Consider the following 13,154-nt stretch of genomic DNA (forward strand, 5'->3'; position numbering starts at 1 on the left):
GGGAAGCAAAAGGAAGAAATCGCCGAAGTGCGGTTAAAAAACAAAATATTTTTGGCCGCACTTTGAAACCCTTAACTCCGACAGGAGACTATTTGTGAAAGACTTAGTTAAGTTTTTAAAAGCACAATCAAAAACCAGTGAAGATTTTGATGTGATTAAAATTGGGTTAGCTTCTCCAGACATGATCCGTTCTTGGTCATTTGGTGAAGTTAAAAAACCTGAAACAATCAACTATCGTACGTTCAAACCTGAGCGTGACGGTCTTTTCTGTGCACGTATTTTCGGGCCAGTAAAAGATTACGAATGTTTATGCGGAAAATATAAACGCTTAAAACACCGTGGTGTGATTTGTGAAAAATGTGGTGTTGAAGTCACACAAACTAAAGTGCGTCGTGAACGTATGGGCCACATTGAATTGGCTTGTCCTGTTGCGCACATTTGGTTCTTAAAATCACTTCCGTCCCGTATCGGTTTATTACTTGATATGCCGTTACGTGATATTGAGCGTGTGCTTTACTTTGAAATGTACATCGTGACCGAACCAGGTATGACCGATTTGGAGCGTGGACAGTTATTAACTGAAGAACAATTCCTTGATGCAGAAGACCGTTGGCAAGATGAATTCGAAGCGAAAATGGGTGCTGAAGCAATTCAAGATTTACTTAAAGGTATTGATCTTGAAGTGGAATGTGAAAAATTACGTGAAGAGTTACAAGAAACAAACTCTGAAACAAAACGTAAGAAAATCACTAAACGCTTAAAATTATTAGAAGCTTTCCAACAATCTGGTAACAAACCAGAGTGGATGGTGATGACTGTATTACCGGTACTTCCACCAGATTTACGTCCGTTAGTACCATTAGATGGTGGCCGTTTTGCAACTTCAGACTTAAACGATCTATATCGTCGCGTGATCAACCGTAACAACCGTTTAAAACGTTTATTGGATTTAATCGCACCAGATATTATCGTGCGTAACGAAAAACGTATGTTACAAGAATCTGTTGATGCGTTATTAGATAATGGTCGTCGTGGTCGTGCGATTACGGGTTCTAACCGTCGTCCATTAAAATCACTTGCGGATATGATCAAAGGTAAACAAGGTCGTTTCCGTCAAAACTTATTAGGTAAACGTGTTGACTATTCAGGCCGTTCTGTAATTACTGTAGGTCCATACTTGCACTTACACCAATGTGGTTTACCGAAGAAAATGGCATTGGAATTATTCCGTCCGTTTATCTACGCAAAATTAGAAAGCCGTGGTTATGCAACTACAATCAAAGCGGCTAAGAAAATGGTTGAGCGTGAAGACGCGATCGTTTGGGATATCTTGGCAGAAGTTATTCGTGAGCACCCAATTCTATTGAACCGTGCACCGACACTTCACCGTTTAGGTATCCAAGCGTTCGAACCACTTCTAATCGAAGGTAAAGCAATCCAGTTACACCCACTTGTTTGTGCGGCGTTCAACGCGGACTTCGATGGTGACCAAATGGCGGTTCACGTACCATTAACACTTGAAGCTCAGTTAGAAGCGCGTGCGTTAATGATGTCAACCAACAACGTACTTTCACCTGCAAACGGTGATCCTATTATCGTTCCATCACAAGACGTGGTGTTAGGTCTTTACTATATGACCCGTGAAAAAGTGAACGGTAAAGGTGAAGGCATGTTATTGCAAGATCCGCGTGAAGCTGAAAAAGCCTATCGCACAGGTGAAGCAGAATTACATTCTCGCGTTAAAGTACGTATTACTGAATATGTGAAAAATGAAGCTGGCGAATTCGAAGAGAAAACCACATTAACCGATACCACTATCGGTCGTGCAATCTTATGGATGATCGCGCCAAAAGGTATGCCTTATTCATTGTTCAACCAAACATTAGGTAAAAAAGCAATTTCTAAACTTATCAACGAAGCTTATCGTCGTTTAGGTTTGAAAGAAGCGGTAATGTTTGCTGACCATATTATGTATACCGGTTTTGCTTATGCGGCACGTTCAGGTTCTTCTGTGGGTATCGACGATATGGTTATCCCAGAGAAAAAATACGAAATTATTTCTGCAGCGGAAGCTGAAGTGGCTGAAATTCAAGAACAGTTCCAATCTGGTCTTGTAACAGCGGGTGAGCGTTATAACAAAGTCATCGATATTTGGGCTGCAGCAAATGAGCGTGTAGCGAAAGCAATGATGGAAAACTTATCTCAGGAAGAAGTTATCAACCGTGAAGGTAATCCTGAGAAACAAGCTTCTTTCAACAGCATCTTTATGATGGCTGACTCTGGTGCTCGTGGTTCTGCAGCTCAGATTCGTCAGTTAGCAGGTATGCGTGGTTTGATGGCGCGTCCAGATGGCTCGATCATCGAAACCCCAATTACAGCGAACTTCCGTGAAGGTTTGAACGTACTTCAGTACTTTATTTCGACCCACGGTGCGCGTAAAGGTTTGGCGGATACCGCATTAAAAACAGCAAACTCTGGTTACTTAACTCGTCGTTTAGTTGACGTAGCACAAGACTTAGTAATTGTTGAAGATGACTGTGGTACGCACGAAGGCTTAGTCATGACCCCATTAATCGAAGGTGGCGATGAGAAAGTTCCACTTCGCGAATTAGTGTTAGGTCGTGTTGTGGCTGAAGATGTGTATAAACCAGGTACAGAAGAAGTCTTAATTGCACGTAACACCTTATTAGATGAAAAGCTTTGTGATGTGTTAGATGCAAACTCAGTAGACAGCGTAAAAGTACGTTCTGTTGTAACTTGTGATACTGACTTCGGTGTGTGTGCGAAATGTTACGGTCGTGACTTAGCGCGTGGTCACCTCATCAACCAAGGTGAAGCAGTGGGTGTTATCGCTGCTCAATCTATCGGTGAGCCAGGTACACAGTTAACCATGCGTACGTTCCACATCGGTGGTGCAGCTTCTGCAGCAGCGAAAGAATCTAGCGTACAAATCAAAAACAACGGTACTTTACACCTTGCTAACGCAAAATTCGTTGTTAATGACGAAGGTAAATTAGTTTTAACTTCTCGTAATACTGAATTAACCGTAACTGATGCATTTGGTCGTACGAAAGAACATTATAAAGTGCCTTACGGTACTGTATTGAACAAAGCTGACGGTCAAGAAGTGTCTGCTGGTGAAACAGTGGCAAACTGGGATCCACATACTATGCCAGTAGTCTCTGAAGTATCTGGTTTTGTGAAATTCGTTGATATCGTGGATGGTTTAACTGTAACTCGTCAAACGGATGAATTAACTGGTCTTTCTTCTATCGTGGTACAAGACGTGGGTGAACGTGCAACTGCAGGTAAAGATCTACGTCCAACCATCAAATTAGTTGATGCAAAAGGTAACGATATCTTCTTACCTGAAACTGACGTTATTGCGCAATACTTCTTACCAGGTAAAGCAATCGTTAGTTTAGATGACGGTGCGGAAGTGAAAGTGGGTGAACCACTTGCACGTATTCCACAAGAATCTGTGGGTACTAAAGATATTACTGGTGGTCTTCCACGCGTTGCTGACTTATTCGAAGCACGTAAACCGAAAGAGCCTGCAATCTTGGCAGAAATTTCAGGTATCGTGTCCTTCGGTAAAGAAACCAAAGGTAAACGTCGCTTGCTAATCACCCCAACTGAAGGTGAAATCTACGAAGAAATGATTCCAAAATGGCGTCAACTCAACGTATTTGAAGGTGAGATGGTAGAACGTGGTGATGTGATTTCTGATGGTGCAGAGACTCCACACGATATCTTACGTTTACGCGGTGTTCGTGCTGTAACTGAATATATCGTGAACGAAGTACAAGAAGTTTACCGCTTACAAGGGGTAAAAATTAACGATAAGCACATCGAAGTTATCGTACGTCAAATGTTACGTAAAGCAGTCATTACGAAAGCTTATGACAGCGAATTCCTCGAAGGGGAACAAGTTGAAGTGGCTCGCGTGAAAATTGTTAACCGTAAACGTGAAGCGGAAGGTAAACCACCAGTTGAATTCGAACGTGAATTACTGGGTATTACCAAAGCGTCATTGGCGACAGAATCCTTCATTTCTGCAGCATCGTTCCAAGAAACCACTCGCGTGCTTACTGAAGCGGCAGTGGCGGGTAAACGTGATGAATTACGTGGCTTGAAAGAGAACGTAATCGTAGGTCGTTTAATCCCAGCTGGTACTGGTTTTGCATATCACCAAGGTCGTCACAAAAAACGTATTGTAGACGATGTTGTGATTAAATTGTCTGAAGACGATGAAGCAGCAATTGCTGATGAATTCGTGATGACAGCAGATGATGCAACAACTAACTTAGCAGAAATGCTTAATATGGCAGATGATGCAGAATAATCGCTAATCGATAAAAAGAAAACCCGAGTTTAGGCTCGGGTTTTTTATTATCTTAATACAAAAAGTGCGGTCAGTTTTTGATGCGTTTTTCGTTTGGAAAAGTATCGTAAAAATGACCGCACTTTCTTTTCATCAATAAAAAAGCCACCTTATCGGTGGCTTTGAAATATTTTGCTTAAGCTAAGATTACCAACCTTTTACAACACCATCTTTAAAGTGTTTTTTCGCTTCTTGGTAAACTTCTTCAGTTTGGTATGCTTTCACGAAATCTTGGATCGCTTTGCTGTCTTTGTTATCAGTACGTGCAACGATGATGTTTACGTATGGAGAATCTTTGTCTTCTACGAATACGCCGTTATCTTGTGCATTTAAGCCAACTTGACCCGCATAAGTGTTATTTACAACAGCAAGATCAACATCATCTAATGCACGAGCTGCAACAGAGGTATCTACTTCAGAAATTTTTAAGTTTTTCGGATTTTCAACGATATCTGCGACAGTTGAAAGAAGATCGTTAGAATTTTTAAGTTTGATTAAACCTTGTTTCTCAAGAAGGATTAATGCACGACCACGGTTTGATGGGTCATTTGGCACCACAATTTTCGCGCCATCTTTTAATTCATTTACATTTTTGATGGTTTTAGAATAGCCAGCAAGCGGGTAAACAAAGGTGTTACCAACGATCACTAAGTTGTTCAAGTTCTTCGCTTTTACATCTTCATCTAAGTAAGGTTTGTGTTGCATTGCGTTAGCATCTAAATCACCTTTAGATACAGCAGTATTTGGTAATGCGTAGTCATTGAATAAAACAAATTCAACATTTAAGTTGTATTTGTCTTTTGCTACTTTTGCCGCGGTTTCGGCTACTTGGTGTTCAGGACCCGCCATTACACCAACTTTGATTGATGTTGCTGCAGGTGCAGTTGATGCTGCATCTGCTTTTTTCTCTTCTTTACAACCTGTTAATACTAATGCTGACGCGATAGCGGTGATAGCAAATAAGTTTTTTAATTTCATGTTTTTTCCTTGTTGTGAATAAAATGGTATAGAAAATAATTAACGGTGATCCACTCGTTTTGCGAGTGTGTCGCCTAATTTTTGACTGAGCATCACGATAATCACGATAACAATCGTTGCTGCCCAAGTTACTGATGGCATATTACGATAGACGCCATAGTTAATGGCGAGGCTTCCTAAACCGCCACCGCCTTGTGTTCCTGCCATTGCGGTATAGCCAATTAATGTCACGAAAGTGAGTGTAATCGCATTAATAAGCGTTGGTAAAGATTCAGGCAAATAGAATTTACGAATAATTTGCCAATTGGTTGCGCCCATGGCTTTTGCGGTTTCAGTCAAACCGGTTGGAATCTCAAAAAGTGCATTACTCGTAAGACGTGCAAAAAATGGCGTTGCAGCTGCACTTAATGACACAATCGCCGCATTAGAACCAATACTGCCTCCAGGAAGCAACCAGCTCGTTAGCGGAATTAAAGCAAGTAACAAAATAATGTAAGGGATTGAACGTCCGATATTAATAATGACATTCAAAAACGCATTGAGTTTTTTGTTTTCTAAAATCGCTCCTTTATTGGTTAAAAAGGTTAAAAAACCCAGTGGTAAGCCTAATAAAGCGGCAATTAATGTCGATAATACTGACATATAAACCGTTTCAACGGTCGATACCGTTAATAAACTCGCAAAATTATCGGGGAATTGTTGGCTAAATGTTGCCCATAAATCATTGAACATAGCCTAGCACCTCTACTCGAACGTTATTTTCCATTAAATAAACTTTGGCTTGCGTAATCGCATCTTCATCACCCTCAACCTCCGCAATGGTAAAGCCAAATTTTACGCCACCGGCATAATCAATTTGTGAGGTTAAGATACTGAGCTCTACGCCAAATTTTTTCGATGCTTGAGAAAGTAATGGTGCATCGACGGAGCGACCAGTAAATTCAAATTTGATGATCGGATACGATTTGGCATGTTTTGGCGTATCGGATAGATTTTCTAAATATTCTTCCGGCAAGGTAATGTGGAAGGTAGAACTGATAAACTCTTGAGCCAATTCTGTTTTCGGATTAGAGAAAATTTCGCTAACCGTGCCTTGTTCAATCAGACGGCCTTTATCAATCACGGCAACTTGATCGCAGATGCGTTTAACTACTTCCATTTCATGGGTAATAAGAAGAATGGTGATACCTAAAGTGCGGTTGATTTCTTTTAATAATTTTAGAATGGATTGAGTTGTAGCCGGATCTAATGCGCTAGTCGCTTCATCACAAAGTAAGACTTTTGGATCGCTTGCTAGTGCACGCGCAATCGCTACTCGTTGTTTTTGACCACCAGAGAGATTAGCAGGATACACATTATGTTTATCACTTAATCCAACAAGCGCTAAAAGTGCGGTCGTTTTTTCTTGAATTTCTGCTTTTGATTTATTTTCTAATTCAAGTGGCAATGCCACGTTTTCAAAAACGGTTCGAGAGGTCAATAAATTAAAATGTTGGAAAATCATACCGATTTGGCGGCGTGTTTTCACTAATTCAGCGTCAGAAAGTTGAGTTAGATCCACATCATCGATGATCACTGCACCGTGAGTCGGTCTTTCTAATAAGTTTACACAACGGATAAGCGTACTTTTACCTGCACCAGAGGCACCAATGACACCGCAAATCTGTCCCTTAGGCACATGTAATGAAACATTATCAAGTGCGGTCAGTTTTTTATCTGGAAGTGTAAAAATCTTCGTAATGTTATTTAGCTTAATCATATAAGCCCTTGTTCTCAGTTAATATTTGAATTTCATTTGTATTCTAGACGTCTAGAATGCTGTGTCAATATCTTATGGGATCTTTTTTAGACGGATCGGTTATGACTTATTATTGCTTATATTAAGGATAAAAGGGATAATTTTGCCTTAAGAAAAAGATAAATGAGAAAATATATGAAGAAAGCTGTTTTTTTAGATCGTGATGGCACTTTAAACATTGATCATGGTTATGTCCATAAAATTGATGATTTCCAATTTATTGAAGGCAGTATTGATGCATTAAAAGAATTGAAGGAAATGGGATACCTTTTAGTTTTAGTGACCAATCAATCAGGCATTGCTCGTGGATATTTTTCAGAAGATCAGTTTTTGCAACTGACAGAATGGATGGATTGGTCATTAGCTGATCGTGGTGTGGATTTAGATGGCATTTACTATTGTCCTCATCATCCAGAAGGGAAAGGTGAATATAAAGAAGACTGTGCATGCAGAAAACCGAAATCTGGCATGTTATTAGAGGCGATTAAAGCGCTGCGAATCGATCCTACACAATCTATTATGGTTGGCGATAAGATTGAAGATCTTAAAGCAGGTATTGGCGCAAAAGTGAAAACAAATATTTTAGTACGAACAGGCAAACCCATTACAGAAGAGGGTGAGAATCTCGCTGATTATGTTTTGGATTCCATTGCAGATTTGCCAAGAATAGCAAAACGATTAATTAAGTAACAAAAATGATCTATTTTTTGTTCGAATAGGCGAAAAGATCTTCAACTAAGAAAAAATTTACATTTTTTTACAAAAAGATCTTGCAAAGGCATCTGAAATGCCTATAATACGCCCCACACAACGACGCGCTGTTGTGAGTCTTAAGAAAAACCAGTGCGTCGTTGTTTTTTGCTCTTTAACAATATATCAGACAATCTGTGTGGGCACTTGTTGATTGACTTGTTTTAAAAATATTTTTAATTTTGAAGTCTTAATAGGTGCTAACTAGAAATTCATAATACTTTTTTAAGTGGTGACATTTTATGTCAGCAGTATTGAGCGATTAAACTTGAATTGAAGAGTTTGATCATGGCTCAGATTGAACGCTGGCGGCAGGCTTAACACATGCAAGTCGAACGGTAACATAAAGAAGCTTGCTTCTTTGATGACGAGTGGCGGACGGGTGAGTAATGCTTGGGAATCTAGCTTATGGAGGGGGATAACTACGGGAAACTGTAGCTAATACCGCGTAGAATCGAGAGATGAAAGTGTGGGACCTTCGGGCCACATGCCATAGGATGAGCCCAAGTGGGATTAGGTAGTTGGTGAGGTAAAGGCTCACCAAGCCGACGATCTCTAGCTGGTCTGAGAGGATGACCAGCCACACTGGGACTGAGACACGGCCCAGACTCCTACGGGAGGCAGCAGTGGGGAATATTGCGCAATGGGGGCAACCCTGACGCAGCCATGCCGCGTGAATGAAGAAGGCCTTCGGGTTGTAAAGTTCTTTCGGTAGCGAGGAAGGCATTTAGTTTAATAGACTAGGTGATTGACGTTAACTACAGAAGAAGCACCGGCTAACTCCGTGCCAGCAGCCGCGGTAATACGGAGGGTGCGAGCGTTAATCGGAATAACTGGGCGTAAAGGGCACGCAGGCGGTGACTTAAGTGAGGTGTGAAAGCCCCGGGCTTAACCTGGGAATTGCATTTCATACTGGGTCGCTAGAGTACTTTAGGGAGGGGTAGAATTCCACGTGTAGCGGTGAAATGCGTAGAGATGTGGAGGAATACCGAAGGCGAAGGCAGCCCCTTGGGAATGTACTGACGCTCATGTGCGAAAGCGTGGGGAGCAAACAGGATTAGATACCCTGGTAGTCCACGCTGTAAACGATGTCGATTTGGGGGTTGAGCTTTGAGCTTGGCGCCCGTAGCTAACGTGATAAATCGACCGCCTGGGGAGTACGGCCGCAAGGTTAAAACTCAAATGAATTGACGGGGGCCCGCACAAGCGGTGGAGCATGTGGTTTAATTCGATGCAACGCGAAGAACCTTACCTACTCTTGACATCCAGAGAACTTTCCAGAGATGGATTGGTGCCTTCGGGAACTCTGAGACAGGTGCTGCATGGCTGTCGTCAGCTCGTGTTGTGAAATGTTGGGTTAAGTCCCGCAACGAGCGCAACCCTTATCCTTTGTTGCCAGCGATTTGGTCGGGAACTCAAAGGAGACTGCCGGTGATAAACCGGAGGAAGGTGGGGATGACGTCAAGTCATCATGGCCCTTACGAGTAGGGCTACACACGTGCTACAATGGCGTATACAGAGGGAAGCGATAGTGCGAGCTGGAGCGAATCTCACAAAGTACGTCTAAGTCCGGATTGGAGTCTGCAACTCGACTCCATGAAGTCGGAATCGCTAGTAATCGCAAATCAGAATGTTGCGGTGAATACGTTCCCGGGCCTTGTACACACCGCCCGTCACACCATGGGAGTGGGTTGTACCAGAAGTAGATAGCTTAACCTTCGGGGGGGCGTTTACCACGGTATGATTCATGACTGGGGTGAAGTCGTAACAAGGTAACCGTAGGGGAACCTGCGGTTGGATCACCTCCTTACCAAAACGAGAGACAATAAGTGTCCACACAGATTGATTGATATATTGTAGACAATATCGAGCAGAAAGCCGTTATTCCCTTGGGTCTGTAGCTCAGGTGGTTAGAGCGCACCCCTGATAAGGGTGAGGTCGGTGGTTCAAGTCCACTCAGACCCACCACTCAAACTGAGTGAGTGATGAAGGTGAATAAGGTGGTAAATAAACGATGACATGGGGATATAGCTCAGCTGGGAGAGCGCCTGCCTTGCACGCAGGAGGTCAGCGGTTCGATCCCGCTTATCTCCACCACTTATCATCGTTAAGTAAATTGAGTGATTTAATGCTTAAAGTGCTTCAATGAGTTTATTTAACGATGATAACTGAAAATGTTATTTCTGTTCTTTAACAACCAGGAAACAAGCTGAAAAACTGAAGAGACTTTCAAGTCCTTTTAAGGGATAAGAAAAAGTCTGAGTAAGAAGAAAATCTTGATTGAACAAAAGCAATCAAGTGTTTAGTTGAAAACACAACATCAAGAATTTTTGAGGTTGTATAGTTAAGTGACTAAGCGTACAAGGTGGATGCCTTGGCAATCAGAGGCGAGGAAGGACGTGCTAATCTGCGAAAAGCTTGGATGAGTCGATAAGAGGCGTTTAATCCAAGATGTCCGAATGGGGAAACCCAGTAGATGAAGAATCTACTATCACTTACTGAATTCATAGGTAAGTGAGGCAAACCGGGAGAACTGAAACATCTAAGTACCCCGAGGAAAAGAAATCAACCGAGATTTCGTTAGTAGCGGCGAGCGAACGCGAAGGAGCCTGTTAGTGATAATGACAGAGACAGAGGAACAAGCTGGGAAGCTTGGCGATACAGGGTGATAGCCCCGTACTCGAAGTCCAGGTCATGGTACTAAGCTAACGACAAGTAGGGCGGGACACGTGATATCCTGTTTGAAGATGGGGGGACCATCCTCCAAGGCTAAATACTCCTGATTGACCGATAGTGAACCAGTACTGTGAAGGAAAGGCGAAAAGAACCCCGGTGAGGGGAGTGAAATAGAACCTGAAACCTTGTACGTACAAGCAGTGGGAGCCCTTTAAGGGTGACTGCGTACCTTTTGTATAATGGGTCAGCGACTTATATTTTGTAGCGAGGTTAACCGAATAGGGGAGCCGAAGGGAAACCGAGTCTTAACTGGGCGTCTAGTTGCAAGGTATAGACCCGAAACCCGGTGATCTAGCCATGGGCAGGTTGAAGGTTGGGTAACACTAACTGGAGGACCGAACCGACTAATGTTGAAAAATTAGCGGATGACTTGTGGCTGGGGGTGAAAGGCCAATCAAACCGGGAGATAGCTGGTTCTCCCCGAAATCTATTTAGGTAGAGCCTTGAGCGGACACCTTCGGGGGTAGAGCACTGTTTCGGCTAGGGGTCCATCCCGGATTACCAACCCGATGCAAACTACGAATACCGAAGAGTGATACTCAGGAGACACACGGCGGGTGCTAACGTCCGTCGTGGAGAGGGAAACAACCCAGACCGCCAGCTAAGGTCCCAAAGTCTATATTAAGTGGGAAACGAAGTGGGAAGGCTTAGACAGCTAGGATGTTGGCTTAGAAGCAGCCATCATTTAAAGAAAGCGTAATAGCTCACTAGTCGAGTCGGCCTGCGCGGAAGATGTAACGGGGCTCAAATATAGCACCGAAGCTGCGGCATCAGACGTAAGTCTGTTGGGTAGGGGAGCGTTCTGTAAGCGGATGAAGGTGAATCGAGAGGTTTGCTGGACGTATCAGAAGTGCGAATGCTGACATAAGTAACGATAAAACGGGTGAAAAACCCGTTCGCCGGAAGACCAAGGGTTCCTGTCCAACGTTAATCGGGGCAGGGTGAGTCGGCCCCTAAGGCGAGGCTGAAAAGCGTAGTCGATGGGAAACGGGTTAATATTCCCGTACTTGGATAAACTGCGATGTGGGGACGGAGCAGGTTAGGTTATCGCACTGTTGGATATGTGCGTTTAAGTTGGTAGGTGAGAAGTTTAGGCAAATCCGGACTTCTTTAACACTGAGAGATGATGACGAGGCTCTACGGAGCTGAAGTAACCGATACCACACTTCCAGGAAAAGCCACTAAGCTTCAGGTTTATCTAAACCGTACTGAAAACCGACACAGGTGGTCAGGTAGAGAATACTCAGGCGCTTGAGAGAACTCGGGTGAAGGAACTAGGCAAAATAGCACCGTAACTTCGGGAGAAGGTGCGCCGGCGTAGATTGTAGTCCCTCGCGGGCGAAGGTTGAACCGGTCGAAGATACCAGCTGGCTGCAACTGTTTATTAAAAACACAGCACTCTGCAAACACGAAAGTGGACGTATAGGGTGTGATGCCTGCCCGGTGCTGGAAGGTTAATTGATGGTGTAATCGAAAGAGAAGCTCCTGATCGAAGCCCCAGTAAACGGCGGCCGTAACTATAACGGTCCTAAGGTAGCGAAATTCCTTGTCGGGTAAGTTCCGACCTGCACGAATGGCATAATGATGGCCAGGCTGTCTCCACCCGAGACTCAGTGAAATTGAAATCGCCGTGAAGATGCGGTGTACCCGCGGCTAGACGGAAAGACCCCGTGAACCTTTACTATAGCTTGACACTGAACATTGAATTTTGATGTGTAGGATAGGTGGGAGACTATGAAGATGATACGCCAGTATTGTTGGAGTCGACCTTGAAATACCACCCTTTAACGTTTGATGTTCTAACGAAGATTACGAAACGTGGTCTCGGACAGTGTCTGGTGGGTAGTTTGACTGGGGCGGTCTCCTCCCAAAGAGTAACGGAGGAGCACGAAGGTTTGCTAATGACGGTCGGACATCGTCAGGTTAGTGCAATGGTATAAGCAAGCTTAACTGCGAGACAGACAAGTCGAGCAGGTACGAAAGTAGGTCATAGTGATCCGGTGGTTCTGAATGGAAGGGCCATCGCTCAACGGATAAAAGGTACTCCGGGGATAACAGGCTGATACCGCCCAAGAGTTCATATCGACGGCGGTGTTTGGCACCTCGATGTCGGCTCATCACATCCTGGGGCTGAAGTAGGTCCCAAGGGTATGGCTGTTCGCCATTTAAAGTGGTACGCGAGCTGGGTTTAGAACGTCGTGAGACAGTTCGGTCCCTATCTGCCGTGGGCGTTGGAGAATTGATTGGGGCTGCTCCTAGTACGAGAGGACCGGAGTGGACGCACCACTGGTGTTCCGGTTGTGTCGCCAGACGCATTGCCGGGTAGCTAAGTGCGGAAGAGATAAGTGCTGAAAGCATCTAAGCACGAAACTTGCCAAGAGATGAGTTCTCCCTGTCTTTAAGACAGTAAGGGTTGTTTAAGACTAAGACGTAGATAGGCATGGTGTGTAAGCGGTGCGAGCCGTTGAGCTAACATGTACTAATTGCCCGAGAGGCTTAACTATACAA

5 protein-coding genes, 2 tRNA genes and 2 rRNA genes are annotated in these 13,154 nt (G+C 43.6%); 6 read left to right on the forward strand and 3 right to left on the reverse strand.

Annotated elements, in window-relative coordinates; all coding sequences use genetic code 11:
* Positions 1 to 94 precede the first annotated feature (94 nt).
* Complete coding sequence (rpoC, locus tag INP94_RS04060) at positions 95 to 4,345, forward strand: DNA-directed RNA polymerase subunit beta' (RefSeq protein WP_005697359.1); 4,251 nt, start codon at positions 95 to 97, stop codon at positions 4,343 to 4,345.
* Positions 4,346 to 4,531: 186 nt separating this feature from the next.
* Here the strand turns inward: rpoC and INP94_RS04065 are convergent, their stop codons facing one another.
* Genes INP94_RS04065 through metN form a run of 3 tightly spaced genes read right to left on the reverse strand, consistent with a single transcriptional unit; the run spans position 4,532 to position 7,121 of the window.
* Positions 4,532 to 5,362, reverse strand: coding sequence for a MetQ/NlpA family lipoprotein (locus tag INP94_RS04065; RefSeq protein ID WP_049367552.1), 831 nt, complete (start codon positions 5,360 to 5,362; stop codon positions 4,532 to 4,534).
* A gap of 39 nt (positions 5,363 to 5,401) precedes the next feature.
* Positions 5,402 to 6,094 (reverse strand): methionine ABC transporter permease, encoded by a 693-nt coding sequence (locus tag INP94_RS04070; protein WP_005694683.1) that lies wholly within the window; start codon positions 6,092 to 6,094, stop codon positions 5,402 to 5,404.
* Positions 6,084 to 7,121 carry a methionine ABC transporter ATP-binding protein MetN gene (gene metN / locus INP94_RS04075; protein WP_005694681.1) on the reverse strand — a complete coding sequence of 346 codons (1,038 nt, stop codon included), beginning with the start codon at positions 7,119 to 7,121 and terminating at the stop codon, positions 6,084 to 6,086. The genes INP94_RS04070 and metN overlap by 11 nt, the downstream gene beginning before the upstream one ends.
* 174 nt (positions 7,122 to 7,295) lie before the next feature.
* On the opposite strand from metN, the gene gmhB reads away from it, so the two are divergent.
* The 5 genes from gmhB to INP94_RS04100 all read left to right on the forward strand — a co-directional run bounded on the left by gmhB (position 7,296) and on the right by INP94_RS04100 (position 13,150).
* Positions 7,296 to 7,850, forward strand: a complete 555-nt coding sequence (gene gmhB, locus INP94_RS04080) for a D-glycero-beta-D-manno-heptose 1,7-bisphosphate 7-phosphatase (protein WP_197544104.1) — start codon at positions 7,296 to 7,298, stop codon at positions 7,848 to 7,850.
* Between the two features lie 330 nt (positions 7,851 to 8,180).
* A 16S ribosomal RNA gene (locus INP94_RS04085) occupies positions 8,181 to 9,720 on the forward strand.
* Between the two features lie 81 nt (positions 9,721 to 9,801).
* Positions 9,802 to 9,878: transfer RNA gene (locus INP94_RS04090), tRNA-Ile, on the forward strand.
* 53 nt (positions 9,879 to 9,931) lie between these two features.
* A tRNA-Ala gene (locus tag INP94_RS04095) sits at positions 9,932 to 10,007 on the forward strand.
* Between the two features lie 245 nt (positions 10,008 to 10,252).
* Positions 10,253 to 13,150: ribosomal RNA gene (locus tag INP94_RS04100) — 23S ribosomal RNA — on the forward strand.
* The 16S and 23S rRNA genes sit together here with 2 tRNA genes alongside, the layout of an rRNA operon.
* Positions 13,151 to 13,154: the final 4 nt, after the last annotated feature.

The sequence above is a fragment of the Haemophilus parainfluenzae genome (genome assembly GCF_014931395.1).
GTDB lineage: Bacteria > Pseudomonadota > Gammaproteobacteria > Enterobacterales > Pasteurellaceae > Haemophilus_D.